General features: G+C 64.5%; 11 protein-coding genes and 1 pseudogene. 5 read left to right on the top strand and 7 right to left on the bottom strand.

Annotated elements, in window-relative coordinates; all coding sequences use genetic code 11:
* On the bottom strand, positions 1-506 hold a 506-nt coding region (locus tag AAG821_RS21725), incomplete at its 3' end, for an esterase-like activity of phytase family protein (RefSeq protein WP_341911132.1).
* A 66-nt stretch (positions 507-572) separates the two neighbouring features.
* Between AAG821_RS21725 and AAG821_RS21720 the strand changes: the two genes are divergently transcribed.
* Positions 573-5,846 (top strand): PAS-domain containing protein, encoded by a 5,274-nt coding sequence (locus AAG821_RS21720; RefSeq protein WP_341911135.1) that lies wholly within the window; start codon positions 573-575, stop codon positions 5,844-5,846.
* 20 nt (positions 5,847-5,866) lie between these two features.
* On the opposite strand, the gene cobT is transcribed toward AAG821_RS21720, so the two are convergent.
* From cobT to AAG821_RS21705, 3 genes are read right to left on the bottom strand one after another with little or no spacing between them, the layout of a single operon-like run.
* Positions 5,867-7,750, bottom strand: coding sequence for a cobaltochelatase subunit CobT (gene cobT, locus AAG821_RS21715; RefSeq protein WP_341911136.1), 1,884 nt, complete (start codon positions 7,748-7,750; stop codon positions 5,867-5,869).
* Between the two features lie 18 nt (positions 7,751-7,768).
* Positions 7,769-8,770 carry a cobaltochelatase subunit CobS gene (cobS, locus tag AAG821_RS21710; RefSeq protein ID WP_341896797.1) on the bottom strand — a complete coding sequence of 334 codons (1,002 nt, stop codon included), beginning with the start codon at positions 8,768-8,770 and terminating at the stop codon, positions 7,769-7,771.
* Positions 8,771-8,824: 54 nt separating this feature from the next.
* Complete coding sequence (locus AAG821_RS21705) at positions 8,825-9,436, bottom strand: DnaJ domain-containing protein (RefSeq protein ID WP_341911137.1); 612 nt, start codon at positions 9,434-9,436, stop codon at positions 8,825-8,827.
* 105 nt (positions 9,437-9,541) lie between these two features.
* On the opposite strand from AAG821_RS21705, the gene AAG821_RS21700 reads away from it, so the two are divergent.
* A complete protein-coding gene (locus AAG821_RS21700) occupies positions 9,542-9,814 on the top strand; it encodes a BolA family protein (protein WP_341911139.1) in 273 nt (90 codons plus the stop codon).
* 133 nt (positions 9,815-9,947) lie between these two features.
* Positions 9,948-10,301 (top strand): ribbon-helix-helix domain-containing protein, encoded by a 354-nt coding sequence (locus AAG821_RS21695; RefSeq protein WP_341911141.1) that lies wholly within the window; start codon positions 9,948-9,950, stop codon positions 10,299-10,301.
* Here AAG821_RS21695 and AAG821_RS21690 read toward each other — a convergent pair.
* The 3 genes from AAG821_RS21690 to AAG821_RS21680 are packed head-to-tail and all read right to left on the bottom strand — an operon-like array spanning position 10,255 to position 12,939.
* Complete coding sequence (locus AAG821_RS21690; RefSeq protein ID WP_341911142.1) at positions 10,255-11,145, bottom strand: AEC family transporter; 891 nt, start codon at positions 11,143-11,145, stop codon at positions 10,255-10,257. The genes AAG821_RS21695 and AAG821_RS21690 overlap by 47 nt on opposite strands.
* A 10-nt stretch (positions 11,146-11,155) precedes the next feature.
* Positions 11,156-12,277 (bottom strand): 3-dehydroquinate synthase, encoded by a 1,122-nt coding sequence (aroB, locus tag AAG821_RS21685; RefSeq protein WP_341911144.1) that lies wholly within the window; start codon positions 12,275-12,277, stop codon positions 11,156-11,158.
* 11 nt (positions 12,278-12,288) lie between these two features.
* Positions 12,289-12,939, bottom strand: coding sequence for a shikimate kinase (locus AAG821_RS21680; protein ID WP_341911145.1), 651 nt, complete (start codon positions 12,937-12,939; stop codon positions 12,289-12,291).
* A 205-nt stretch (positions 12,940-13,144) separates the two neighbouring features.
* On the opposite strand from AAG821_RS21680, the gene AAG821_RS21675 reads away from it, so the two are divergent.
* A complete protein-coding gene (locus AAG821_RS21675; protein ID WP_341896810.1) occupies positions 13,145-13,285 on the top strand; it encodes a hypothetical protein in 141 nt (46 codons plus the stop codon).
* A gap of 3 nt (positions 13,286-13,288) precedes the next feature.
* Positions 13,289-13,910: pseudogene (locus AAG821_RS21670) on the top strand (hypothetical protein); the annotation flags it as partial.

Raw genomic sequence — 13,910 nt, 5'->3', positions numbered from 1 at the left:
TGGGCCACGGCAGGCGGCACGGCCAATGTGCCAATCGCCGGTCCGCCGGGCTCGCCGTAAAACCACAGGCGATGGGCGCGCTCGAATGACACCAGCCAGCGACCATCCGGCAAACGACGCAGGCTCTCGGCGTCGTTCAGCACCTTGCGTGTGACGACCTCGCCCCGGGCATCACGCAATGGCAGGCTCTGCGCTGCCGCAATGCCGATCGGCAGGCCGGCGGCATTGCGCTGGAAATCCAGCCGCAGCCAGGCGCCAAGGTCGGACATGGCCCACAGCCCCGCCCCGTCGGCATCCACCACCATGCCGGAATAGCCGCCGAAGGCACCATCGCCTGCGATCACCAGGCCGCCGAGATAGTCCAGCCCACCCAGACGGACCTGGGCCGGGTCATCCGGATTGAGGTCCAGGACCAGGCTGCGCAGGCTGACCGGCTCGGCCCGCACGGGCATCGGCCAGGCCGGTGCCAGCAGCCCGAGAAAAGCCCACAGGGCGAAGCTAATCAAATGTTTAGCTTTGCTCGCGACAGTCATTGAGTATGCTTCCCAGAGGTGGAGGAACGGGCGGAATTCATGGCCGGCACGGGCGCAGGCGAAGCGGATGTTTCAGAACGGTCGCCGGCGGGCCTGATGCGGGCCCCGGCGCTGTTCGTCGGCATTCTGCTGCTCCTGCTCACCGTTGTGGTCGGATCGCAACTCTACCGCCAGTATAATGACGAAATCGCGGCAGGACAGGCAACGGCGCGGTCGGTGGCCAATCTGCTGGAAGAGCATGCCAGCCGCAGCTTCGGTGCCGTCGATATCTTCCTGCTCAATTACGCCGAGACCATGAGCGGCATGGCTGGCACCAGCCCGGTCGGCAGCCTGTCCGCCCTGCGAGAGCGCATGAATGCGCGCCTGAGCGAATTGCCGCAGGTGCGTGCCTATCTGGTGCTCGACGCGCAGGGCAATTCGATCATCGACAGTGCGGCGAACCCACCGCGCGCCTTCAATGGCGCCGACCGCGAGTATTTCCGCGTTCATGCCGAACGCGCGCATCAAGGCCTGTATGTCGGCGAACCGGTGCAAAGCCGCATCAACGGCCTGTGGGCGATCAGCACCAGCCGAAGGATCAACAACCCCGACGGCAGCTTTGGCGGCGTGATTCTGGTCGCCGTCGATCCGCAGTATTTCATCAATTTCTACCGTGACGTCGCCATCGGCGATGGCAATTCGCTGACGCTGTATCATACCAGCGGCATCCGCATCGCCAGGATTCCCGAAACCGGACCGGACATCGGCACATCTGCCGCCAACCTGCCGATGTTCAAGCCGCCATACAGCGATCGTGCACGCAGCGAATTGCTAACCACCGGCGGCCTTGATGGCGTTGTGCGCTATCTTGCCGTCAATCAGGTGCCAGGGTATCCGCTGGTGATCGGCGTCGGCATCGCCCGCGACAATGTGCTGGCGACCTGGAGGGAGAACCTGATTTTCGGCGTGGTCGCGCTGATCCTGGCCGCCACGGCGGGCACCGGCTTCCTGATGATCCTGCAACGCCAGATGATCAGCCGCCGCTTTGCTGAACAACGCCTGTCGGATGCCATCGGCAGCTTGTCAGACGGATTCCTGCTGTACGATCCACAGGACCGGCTGCTGCGCTTCAACCAGCAGACCGTCAACCTGCTGCCGGCGTTGGCGCGCTTCGCCGGCCGCGGACCGACGCCGTTTGCCGATGTGATGATGGCCTTGGAAGACGATTTCGGGCCGCCGCCCTCGGCCGACCGCCGCGCCAAGCGCATTGCCCATCGCCATAAGATGCTGTTCGAGGAAAGGCGTGGCTATCAGTTTGAGCGGCGCACCGCCGATGGCCGCTGGCTGCGTTTCACTGTCAACCCGACCCAGGAAGGCGGTGCGGTCGACATCATCACCGACATCACCGCACTGAAGCAGGCCGAGCAGCGCCTGAATGATGCCATCGAAGCGCTGTCCGAAGGTTTTGCACTGTTCAGCCGCGATGGCTATCTGCTCAAGGTGAACCAGCGCTATTACCAGCTGACCGGTCACGATGTCGGCCTCGTGCGACCCGGCGTGCACAACCGCGACATCATGGCCAACGTGGTCGCCACCGGCCGTGCGCTCGGCCGCGAGGCCGAAGCCATCGCCTATGTCGCGGAACTGAAAGCAGACTTCGAAAACCCCTCGGGCCAGCCTTTCGATATCCAGGCCCGGCCTGGCTATTGGCTGCGCACAGTGCGGCATCGCACGCTGGATGGCGATGTCATCACCATCGTGTCGGATATTTCCGACCTCAAGCAGGCCGAGCAGCGCCTGCGCGATGCCATCGAAAGCCTGTCCGACGGCTTTGTGCTGTATGGCCCGGACAACCGCCTGATCCTTGCCAACAGCAAACTCTATGAGCTCACCGGACATGATCCGGCTGTGGTCAAGGCCGGCATCAGCCATGCTGAAATCATCGATATCATGCAGCAGCGCCGGCAGAAGATCTGGCCGGATACCGATCACGATGGCTATGCCGCCATGCTGCGAGCCGAGCATCTGAATCCGACCGGTAGGCCGATTGACCGGGAATTCCTGCCCGGGCAATGGCTGCGCAGCGTGCGCCATCGCACGGCCGATGGCAGCACCATTTCAGTGGTGAGTGACATCACCGACCTTAAGCTGGCCGAACGTCGCCTGCGCGATGGTATCGAGGCCCTGTCGGAAGGCTTCATCCTGTTTGGACCCGATCAGCGCATGGTGATGGCGAACAGCCGTTATTATCGCATTTTCGACCTTGAACCGGATTCACTGCCTGAAGGCGCAACGATTGATGACGTGGTCGACATGGCCGCAAAGCGGCGCCAGAAATCCTGGCCCAACTTCGATCATCAGGGCTACATCACCACCGCACGCGCCGATTACCACAACCCATCGGGCCGGCCGGTCGATGGCGAATTCCTGCCCGGCCGCTGGCTGCGCAACCTGCGCCACCGCACCGCCGATGGTGGTGTGATCCTGGTTGCCAGCGACATCACCGACCTCAAACTGGCCGAACAGCGCCTGCGCGATGCTATCGAAACCCTGACCGAAGGCTTCGTGCTCTATGACAAGGAAGGCTATCTCGCGATGGCCAACCAGCGCTATTACGAGATGACGCGCCACGATCCGAAGGTGGTGCGGCCGGGCACGCATTTCAGCGAGGTGATGCGCATCACTGCGATGCGGCAGTCGGAATACGATTCCGAACTCGATCTTGAGCAATACATCGAGTCGCTGACACGCGAATTCAACCGGCCAAGTGGGAAGCCGATCGATGCGCAGCCCTTCCCCGGTGTGTGGCTGCGCATGCAGCGCCGCCGCACGGCGGATGGTGGCGTCATCACGGTGTTCAACGACATCAGCGATCTCAAGCGCGCCGAACAGCGCCTGCATGATGCCATCCAGGCCATCAGCGATGGTTTCGTGCTTTACGACCCCGACGACACCATCGTGATGTATAACGCGCGCTTCCTAGATCACAACCCCGGCATTGCCCATATCATAAAGCCGGGCATCACCTTCGAAGCACTGCTGCGCAGCGCCATTGCCGCAAACATCCTCAATCTGAACGGCGTAGACGCTGATACCTGGGTTGCACGCCGCATGCAGCAGCACCGCAATCCGGGCGTTGCAATCGAACGCCAGCTGCAGGATGGACGCTGGATTCTGGTGCATGAGCAGCGCACCGCCGATGGCGGCATCGTCGGCATCGGTACCGACATCACTGCAGTGAAACAGGCCGAGCGCCGCCTCTATGATGCTATCGACTCGGTCAACGAAGGCTTCATCCTGTATGACCAGGAAGACCGCGTGGTTCTGTTCAACCAGCGCATTCGCGACCATTTCGGCGAACTGGCCGATGTGATCCAGCCCGGCGTCAGCTTCGAGGAAATCACCCGCATCGGCGTGGCGCGCGGCGTGTTCCAGATCGGCGACATGGATCCGGAAGCCTGGATCCAGCGCCGCCTAGAGCAGCATCGCAATTCCACCGAGGCACATGAACGCCGCCTGAAGGACGGCCGCTGGCTGCTGGTTCGCGAGCAGCGCACCGCCGATGGCGGCATCGTCGGCACCGGCACCGACATCACCGCGGTGAAACAGGCCGAGCGCCAGATGTATGACGCCATCGAGAGCATTTCCGATGGCTTCGTGCTGTATGACAAGGACGAGCGGCTGGTGCTGTGCAATTCGCGCTACCGCGAGTTCTACCAGGAGATCGAAGACCTGCTGGTGCCAGGCACGAAATTTACTGAAATCCTCAAGGCCAGCGTGCAGCGTGACATGGTGGGCATGGACCAGGACTTCCTGGAGGAATGGCTGGCCGAGCGCGCCGAACTGTTCCGCCGCGGCAGCGGCAGCACCGAAACCCGTCTGGCCAGCGGCCGCTGGGTGCGCAACACCGAGCGGCGCACCTCTGATGGCGGCGTCGTCGGCATCCGCACCGACATCACCGCCCTGAAGGAACAGCAGACGACCCTGCAGCGCAATATCGCCGACCTGGAAGCGGCCAAGCGCCAGGTCGAACAGCAATCCTTCCGCATGCGCGAGCTGGCCGACCGCTATGCCGAGGAGAAAGAACGCGCCGAGGAAGCCAGCAAGGCAAAATCTGAATTCCTTGCCATGATGAGCCATGAAATCCGCACGCCGATGAACGGTGTGCTGGGCACCATCGGCCTGCTGCAGAACACCGAACTGACAAAACACCAGTACAAACTGGTCACCACTTCGCGCGAATCTGCCGAGCATCTGCTCACCCTGATCAACGACATCCTCGATTTCTCCAAACTCGAGGCTGGCCGCATCGACCTGGAAACCATCGATTTCGACCTTGCCCATCTGGTCGAGAGCGCCATCTCGATGATGAATCCGCGCGCGGTGATGAAGGGCCTGCGCATGACCAGCGAAATCGCGCCGGGCGTGCCGCGTTTCCTCAAGGGCGATCCAGGCCGTCTGCGCCAGATTCTGTTCAACCTGGCGGGCAATGCCATCAAGTTCACCGACAAGGGTGAAATCCGCATCATTGTCGACAGCACGCCCGAACCCGATGGCCGCCATCTGCTGTCAGTCAAGGTGCGCGATTCCGGCATCGGCATCGCGCAGGACAAGATCAAGCATCTGTTCGGCCGCTTCAGCCAGGCCGACAGCTCCATCGCGCGGCGCTTTGGCGGCACCGGCCTTGGTCTGGCAATCTCGAAGCAACTGGTTGAACTGATGGGCGGCCGCATCGGTGTCGACAGCGTCGAGGGCCGCGGCAGCACCTTCTGGTTTGCCCTGCCCCTGGCCGAAGGCCAGCCGGTGCAGACCGAAGCCCCGGTGCAGACCGATGGCCCGGCGACCCAGCGCAGCCTGCGCATCCTGGTCGCTGAAGACAACCAGGTGAACCAGATGGTGATCGGCCTGATGCTGCGCCAGCTCGGCCACCAGGTCGATGTCGTCATCAACGGCATCGAGGCCTGCGAGCAGGTGCAGAAAGGGCCTTACGATCTGGTACTGATGGACATGCAGATGCCGGAAATGGACGGCATCACGGCCACACAGACCATCCGTCGCCTGCCGCCACCCTGGACCACCATCCCGATCATCGCGCTGACCGCCAATGCGATGGAAGGCGACCGCGAACGCTATATCGCCGCCGGCATGGACGATTATGTCGCCAAGCCGATTGCCCTGCCGATGCTGGTGACCGCGATGAACCGCGTGCTGGGCCGTGCCGATCAGGCCAGTGCCGCCGCCGGCGACGCACCGCCGCCGGGTCCGGCGCCGCTGGATGAAAAGGCGAAGGCCGGACTGGGCAACCTGCTGGCATCGCTGAAAAAACTGAACTGAGGCTGAATAATGCGCGGTCGTTACGCCGCGCGGCCAGCCTTCCTGGGCCGGCCAAGGCCTTTACCCTTGCCCGGTTCGGGCGTCTCGTCGAACAGCTCGGCGAGCTTTTCCATCATCACGCCGCCCAGTTGCTCGGCGTCGACAATGGTGACCGCGCGCTTGTAATAGCGCGTGACGTCGTGGCCGATGCCAATCGCTGTCAATTCGACCGGCGAACGGCGCTCGATCCAGTCGATGGTCTCGCGCAGGTGGCGGTCGAGATAGTTGCCAGGATTGACCGAGAGCGTCGAATCATCCACCGGGGCGCCGTCAGAAATCACCATCAGGATGCGGCGCTGCTCGGTGCGCGCCAGCAGGCGATCATGCGCCCAGAGCAGTGCTTCACCGTCGATATTCTCTTTCAGCAGGCCCTCGCGCAGCATCAGGCCCAGATTGCGCCGGGCGCGCCGCCAGGGCGCGTCGGCGCCCTTGTAGACAATATGGCGCAGGTCATTCAGACGGCCCGGCTGGGCCGGCTTGTTGTCGGACAGCCACTTTTCACGGCTCTGGCCACCCTTCCAGGCGCGCGTGGTGAAGCCGAGGATTTCCACCTTCACGGCGCAGCGCTCCAGCGTGCGGGCCAGGATATCGGCACACATCGCCGCCACCGTGATCGGGCGACCGCGCATCGAGCCGGAATTGTCGATCAGCAGCGACACAACTGTGTCGCGGAAATCGGTGTCGCTTTCCTGCTTGTAGGACAGTGGCAGGGTGGGGTTGGCGACGACGCGCGCCAGCCGCGCCGCATCGAGCATGCCTTCCTCGAGATCGAAATGCCATGAGCGCGACTGCTTGGCCATCAGCCGGCGCTGCAGCCGGTTGGCCAGTTTACCGACGACAGACTGCAGGTTGCTGAGCTGCTGGTCGAGATGATGGCGCAGCCGCGCCAGTTCCTCGGTGTCGCACAGGTCGTCGGCACCGACCACTTCGTCGAACTGCTTGGTGTAGGCCTTGTAGGTCGCCTCGCGATTATGGCCCATCATGTCCGACATCGGTGGGCGGCGACCCTTGCCGGCCTCCTCGCCAGAGCCCGCGACCTGCTCTTCCATGCCGGCTTCGGCATCCATTTCCACCGACTCGCCGCCGGACGCATCGGCGGAATCGGCCTGCTCCATACCGCTGGAGGCCGCCTCGCCCTGTTCGGACTCGGACCCATCGGACTCGCTCTGTGGCTGCTGGCCCTGGCTGTCCTGGTCCTCGCCCTCGTCCTCGTCGTCCATCTCGCCGCCTTCTTCATCGGCGAGATCGAGATCCTTGATCAGCTTGCGGGCCACCTTGGCGAAGGCGCGCTGGTCGCCCATGCTGTCCATCAGCTTGTCGAGGTCGGCACCGCCCTTTTCCTCGATCCAGTCGCGCCACAGCGCCACCATCTTCTGGGCCTGGGCGGGCACCTTTTCTCCGGTCAGGCGCTCACGCGCCATCAGGCCAAGCACATCGGCCAGCGGCGCCTCGGAGCGGTCCGTGATCTTGGCATAGCCCTTGGACCGGCAGCGCTCGTCCAGTGCCGCGTTCAGGTTCTGCGCCACACCGGCCATGCGGTTGGCACCGATGGCCTCCACGCGGGCCTGCTCGACAGCATCGAACACCGCGCGGGCCGTGCCGCCCTGGGGCAGCAGCCTGGAATGCAGGCTATCGTCGTGATGGCGCAGGCGCAGCGCCATAGCATCGGCCAGGCCGCGGATCTGCGCTACCTCAGCCGCCGGCAGGTCGCGGCCGGGCACCGGCAGACGCGCGCGCTTGCCGCGCAGGCCCGGCGTTTCCGGACCGAAGCTGACCTGCAGGTCGCCGTCATGCGAGATCGCCCGCGTCGCCGCGGTCAGCGCGCGCTTGAACGGTTCGATCGGGCTTTCCGGCTTGTTGGCCATCGGCAGCCTTGCTCCGGCTTACGCCAGATCGGCCTTGGCGGCGGTTTCCGGCAATTCCTCGCCGAAGCTGCGCTGGTAATACTCGGCCACCAGCGGGCGCTCCAGTTCGTCGCACTTGTTGAGGAAGGTGAGACGGAAGGCGAAGCCGACACTGCCGAAGATGCGCGCATTCTCGGCCCAGGTGATCACGGTGCGCGGGCTCATCACGGTGGAGATATCGCCGTTGATGAAACCGGCGCGGGTCAGTTCGGCCACCGCGACCATGTTCTGGATCGTCTTCTTGCCCTTGTCGCCGGTGTAGCTCGGCGACTTGGCCAGCACGATGGCAACCTCGTCATCGGCCGGCAGATAATTCAGCGTGCAGACAATGCTCCAGCGGTCCATCTGGCCCTGGTTGATCTGCTGCGTGCCATGATAGAGGCCCGTGGTATCGCCCAGGCCGACCGTGTTGGCGGTCGAGAACAGGCGGAAGGCCTTGTGCGGGCGGATCACGCGATTCTGGTCGAGCAGCGTCAGCTTGCCCTCGACTTCCAGCACGCGCTGGATCACGAACATCACGTCCGGGCGGCCGGCATCGTATTCGTCGAACACCAGAGCGACGGGCGACTGCAGCGCCCAGGGCAGGATGCCTTCGCGGAATTCCGTCACCTGCTTGCCGTCGCGCAGCACGATGGCGTCCTTGCCGACCAGATCGATACGGCTGATATGGCTGTCGAGGTTGACGCGCACGCAAGGCCAGTTCAGGCGGGCAGCGACCTGCTCGATATGGGTCGACTTGCCGGTGCCGTGATAGCCCTGGACCATGACGCGGCGGTTGTAGGCAAAGCCGGCGAGGATGGCGAGCGTGGTCTCGCGGTCGAAGCGATAGGTCGGATCGAGATCGGGGACATGTTCGCTCGTCTGACTGAAGGCGGGCACCTTCATGTCACTGTCGATGCCGAACACGTCGCGCACGGAAATCGTGATATCCGGCATATCGGCTGCCGGCTGGGAAACGGACTTGGTCTGAAGGGCCGTCATCGTCACTCTCGGATCTTTTGGGCTTATTATTTACGCCGTGGGGAGATCAGTGGCTCAAGTATAGCCACGCGATTGCAGATAGGCATAGGCTTGGGTGATGGTTTTCAGCCGTTCCTCGGCTTCGCGGTCGCCACCATTGGCATCCGGATGATACCGCTTCACCATTGTTTTATATTGCTTTTTCAGCTCGGCCTTCCGTAACGGCAATGTCAAGGTGGCAAGATCAAAGCCCAGGCTGAGCAGGGCTTCGCGCTCGCGCGGCGGCAGGCGCAGTTCAGCGCTGCTTTTACGTTTCGCCTCGCCCATGCGCACGCCGACATCGGCCAGAATCCCGAGGTCGTCCTTGACCCAGACCTTGGGATCTTCCTCCTGCGGCTTGGTGCCCAGCTTCCAGGTCGGCCGATGGCCAAGCACATCTTCCCGCTGGTATTTCTCGATATCGGCATCGGTCATGCCGCGGAAGAAATCCCAGCCGGCGTTGTACTGCCGCACATGATCGAGGCAGAACAGCCAGCGGCCGTCGCGCGACTCGCGGCTTTTCGGCGCCGGAAACCGGCCTTCCGCACTGCAGCTCGGGTGATCGCACTGGCGCAGGCCGCGGCGGCCGAAGGCGGCTTCGGCTTCGATTCCGAGGAAGAATTTCTGCTGGGCGCGCGCGCGGGACATAACTGTCAAAGTATGGGTCGCGCGGGCAGCACTGGCAAGGCCAGAGGCCCTGCCTTACCCTCTTGCAAAGCTGCAATTTTCTTGAGGCCATGAGGAGTTTTCGTCATGTCGATCGCCACCCGCATCACCACCAAGCTGACCGAGGCCCTGGCCCCGACCCGGCTTGACCTGGTGGATGAATCCGCCCACCACGCCGGCCATGCCGGCATGCAGGGCCTGGCGGCGCAGGAGACCCATTTCCGCCTGACCGTGGAAGCCGAAGGTTTCCGCGGCATGACGCGGGTGCAGCGGCAGCGCCTGATCTATCAGATTCTTGCCCAGGAACTGGCCGACGGGGTGCATGCCCTGGCCCTTTCCGCCCGGGTGCCCGGCGAGTAGCGGGCAATTTGGCCACGAAATACTCCGCCCACCGACTGGTTGATTCTGCGTTGCAACTTCACCAGCCAGATTTCTACCGATAGTACAACCTTTTCATTTGAGGAACCGACAACTATCCATTATAGGTTGCGGTATGCCGACGACACGCCGACCGCAACACACCTCCACCGCGCATGGTTCCAGCCTGATCACGCGAAACCTGCGGCTCGGGCGTGGTCGCACCAGCATCCGCCTGGAACGTCTGGAATGGGCAGCCCTGGATGCCATCTGCGGCGCCGAGGGCGTCGACCGGCATCATTTTGCCATGCAGGTGGATCGCGATCCGGCGCGGCGGGAAAAAACCCTGACCTCGCGGGTGCGCAGCGCCATCCTCGCCTATTTCGTGGCGCGCTCAGGCATCGGCGTGCCGATGCTGGGCAATGGCCTAGCAAGCGTGGGGCTCAGCCCAGCACCAGGGCCAGCAGAGCGGGAAGAGTCGCGAAACTGAGCAGGGTGGAAATCACCACCAGGCTTGCCATCGTTTGCGGGTCGCGGTTGTAGCGCACGGCGAAAATATAGTTCACCACCGCCACCGGCATCGCGCACTGGATGATGAAGACGCCGCGCGCAACACCCTCCAAACCCAGCACCCAGCTCAGACCGAAACCGGCACCCAGACCAGCCAGCAGGCGCAGCGCCGACAGCAGCAGGCCGCGCCTGAGGTCGTTGACCTTCAGGGTCGCCAGCGAAACGCCCAGCGTGAACAGCATCAGCGGGATGGCGATGCCGCCCGCGGTCTGCAGGCTGCGCATCACCCAGACCGGCGGCTGCAGCTGCAAGAGATTGCCGGCGACGCCGATCAGCACGGCATAGATCATCGGCGAGCGCAGCACGGCGGCCAGATTGCCGCGGCCGGCCAGGATCGATTGCCCGATGGTGAAATTGGTCAGCGAGGTGACGGCGAAAAAGATGATGCCGAGCGCCAGGCCGGGCTGGCCATAGGCAAACAGGCTGAGCGAAAGCCCGGCATTGCCGGCATTGGGAAAGGTCAGGCCGGAGACATAATCGCGCACCGACAGCTTCATCAGGCGCAGCATGGCGGCATTGATGGCCATGAACACCACGATCGCCGACAGGGTCGCCAGCGCCATGGTGCCGATCATGCTGCGATCAACCTCAGCAGCCAGCAAGGCATGGATCACCAGGCATGGCGTGCCGAAATTGGTCACCAGCAGGCTGATCTGGTCCACCTGGAACGGTTTGCCGCGCGCCGCCCACAGCCAGCCGGCACCGGCCAGCACGACCAGCGGTGCGATCACCGAGAAGATTTCAGCAAACAGGGCGAAGGACATGGATGGCCGTTCAGGCCGCGGCGAGCTGTTCGGCCAGCAGCGTCTCGACCGCCTGCGGCATCACGTCGTTCTTCTGCACGGCGCGGCCGATCGCTTCGGCCAGGATGAAGACCAGCTTGCCGTCGCGCACCTTCTTGTCCTGCTTCATATGCTCCAGCAGCACCTGCGGCGCGAAAGCTTTGGCGCCATCGACATCGGCGAGTTTCGCCGGCAGGCCGCTTTCGGCCAGATGCGCCTCGACGCGCGGCGCCAGATCGACGGCGCACAGGCCGAGTGCAGCCGAGAGGCGGAAGGCCAGCGCCATGCCGACCGCCACACCCTCGCCATGCAGCAGGCGCTGCGAATAGCCGGTTTCCGCCTCCAGCGCATGGCCGAAGGTATGGCCCAGATTGAGCAGGGCGCGCTCGCCCTCTTCGCGCTCATCGGCGGCGACAATGCGCGCCTTGTGGGCACAGCAGCGCGCCACCGCTTCGGTGCGCAGGCCGAGATCGCCGGCCAGCAGCTTCGCGCCATTCTGTTCCAGCCAGGCATAGAAATCGGCATCGCCCAGCAGGCCGTATTTCACCACCTCGGCATAGCCGGCACGCAACTCGCGCGGCGGCAACGTATCCAGCAGTGCCACATCGGCCAGCACCAGACGCGGCTGATGGAAAGCACCGATCAGGTTTTTGCCCTGGCGACTGTTGATCGCGGTCTTGCCGCCAACGGAGCTGTCGACCTGTGCCAGCAGCGAGGTCGGCACCTGGATGAAATCCATGCCCCGTCGCAGCACCGAAGCCGCGAAGCCGACCAGATCGCCGACCACGCCGCCGCCCAGCGCGATCAGGTGATCGCGGCGTTCGATCTTCAGGGCCAGCAGGGCTTCGCAGAGCTGCTCGAAGCCGGCATAGGATTTCTGTTTTTCACCCGGCGGCAGGATCACCGCCTCGCAGCCGATATTCTTCAGCGCCAGCGCGCGTTTCAGCGTGTCGAGATGCTGGGCCGCCACATGCTGATCCGTGACGATCACCGCGAACGGCCGGCGCAGCAGCGGCGCGATATGCTCGCCGGCGCGCTCCAGCAGGCCGCCACCGACCTGGATATTGTAGCCACGGTTGTCGAGATCGACGCGAACGGTCTGATGCAGGCTCATGGAAACATCACTCAGTCGCTGGCCGCGGCCGCTGCATCGGCCGCCTGGCGATAGGCCGCCGGCAAGGCCTGGATGATCTGCTCGACCACCGCATCATGCGGTCCGTCGATGCTCGTCACCGTCACATCGGCCTCGGCATAGACCGGATAGCGTTCGCGCATCAGCTTCTCCAGCGTGCCGCGCAGATCGCCATTGGCCAGCAGCGGACGGTTCGAGCGGCGGGCACAGCGCTTCACCAGCACATCCAGGTCGGCCTTGATCCAGATCGAGCGGCCACGTTCGCGGATGCGGGCACGCGTTTCAGCATTCATATAGGCGCCGCCGCCGGTGGCCAGCACGATCCGCGGCTGGTCCAGCAGGCGGGCAATCACCTTGCGCTCGCCGTCACGGAAGGCCGTCTCGCCATGCTCGGCGAAAATTTCCGGAATGGTGGCGCCGGCCGCCTTTTCAATTTCGACATCGGCATCGAGGAAATCGAAGCCTAGCCGGTGTGCGAGGCGACGGCCGATCGAGCTTTTGCCGGCCCCCATCAGGCCGACCAGCACCAGACTGCGCACGTCCCCCTCGGGCAATGCCTCCCGGGCGCCCGCAACCCCGGTTCCGGCAGAACGGGGGGCATCGGGCGGCGCGGCCACGGCGGCGACGGTCTCGATTGTGCTCACGCCCATTCCTCGACTACTTGGCCCTAAACACCTGGCCTGCGGTCGCCTTCCGGCGGCCGGAATAACCGGATTTGCCTTTGCCGCCCGCCGATTGCCTGGGGCCGGCAGCGCCGATACAATAGAGCAATCGAGTCATAATTCCAGCGCGTGGCGCTGCGGCCAGACCGGCTGCAGCCCCGCCGCTCTAGTCCGGAGTGCCGTTCACATGGCCCGTATGTCGATGATCCTGGGGCTGGTCCTGGTGCTGGTGGTGGGAGGCGGTTTCGCCTTCCTGGCCAGCTGGGACATTCCGGCACCGCGCGCCAAGGTGGAAAAGGTCATCCCCGCCGACCGGCTCGGGAAATAACCCATGACGCCCCGGCCGGTGCGTCCGCTTGCCGCCCTGGCCGGCATTACCCTTGCCTGCTCGGCCCTTGCCTGGTCCGCTGCGGCCCAGCCCGTCCGCCTGATCCCGCCGGGCAAGGAAGAGCCTGCCGCATCCGGCCAGGACAGCCCGCCCCAGCAACTCGCGGTACCACCGCAGACCAACACCATGCCGACCGGTATGGTGGCGCCACCCCCGCCGCCGGCCCCGGCACCGCAATCCTCGATCCTGCCGGTGCAGGCTGCGCCGCTGGCGCCGCCGTCGACGGAGCCGGCCACACCGCCCGCCACGGCCGAGAGCGGCCAGAAGGCGCCCGATTTCGTCATCCAGCCGCTGAAGGCGCCCGACCCCTCCTCTGCCGGCCTGCTGGATGACAGCAACGGTGGCCTGGGCAGCGCCATGTGGCAGGGATCGACCCGGCCGCAGGCCCTGCAGGCCATGGGGGTGCTGCCCGCGCCGGTGTCCGGCCCGGCCCTGCGCGACCTGCAGCGCCGCCTGCTGCTCACCGTTGCTGAAGTGCCGGCCGGCAATGTTGCCACGCCCAGCCTGCTGGGCCTGCGCGTCGCCCAGCTCTATCGGCTGGGCCGGCTGGCCGAGGCCGAGCGCC

The sequence above is a fragment of the Ferrovibrio terrae genome, assembly GCF_943372915.1.
GTDB lineage: Bacteria > Pseudomonadota > Alphaproteobacteria > Ferrovibrionales > Ferrovibrionaceae > Ferrovibrio > Ferrovibrio terrae_A.
This window is presented reverse-complemented; position numbering and strand designations above follow the sequence as displayed.

Bases quoted from the DNA above. Each gene is read 5' to 3' on its own strand.
- AAG821_RS21720 (WP_341911135.1), top strand. From the start codon at position 573: ATGGCCGGCACGGGCGCAGGCGAAGCGGATGTTTCAGAACGGTCGCCG.
- cobT (WP_341911136.1), bottom strand. From the start codon at position 7,750: ATGGCCAACAAGCCGGAAAGCCCGATCGAACCGTTCAAGCGCGCGCTG.
- cobS (WP_341896797.1), bottom strand. From the start codon at position 8,770: ATGACGGCCCTTCAGACCAAGTCCGTTTCCCAGCCGGCAGCCGATATG.
- AAG821_RS21705 (WP_341911137.1), bottom strand. From the start codon at position 9,436: ATGTCCCGCGCGCGCGCCCAGCAGAAATTCTTCCTCGGAATCGAAGCC.
- AAG821_RS21700 (WP_341911139.1), top strand. From the start codon at position 9,542: ATGTCGATCGCCACCCGCATCACCACCAAGCTGACCGAGGCCCTGGCC.
- AAG821_RS21695 (WP_341911141.1), top strand. From the start codon at position 9,948: ATGCCGACGACACGCCGACCGCAACACACCTCCACCGCGCATGGTTCC.
- AAG821_RS21690 (WP_341911142.1), bottom strand. From the start codon at position 11,145: ATGTCCTTCGCCCTGTTTGCTGAAATCTTCTCGGTGATCGCACCGCTG.
- aroB (WP_341911144.1), bottom strand. From the start codon at position 12,277: ATGAGCCTGCATCAGACCGTTCGCGTCGATCTCGACAACCGTGGCTAC.
- AAG821_RS21675 (WP_341896810.1), top strand. From the start codon at position 13,145: ATGGCCCGTATGTCGATGATCCTGGGGCTGGTCCTGGTGCTGGTGGTG.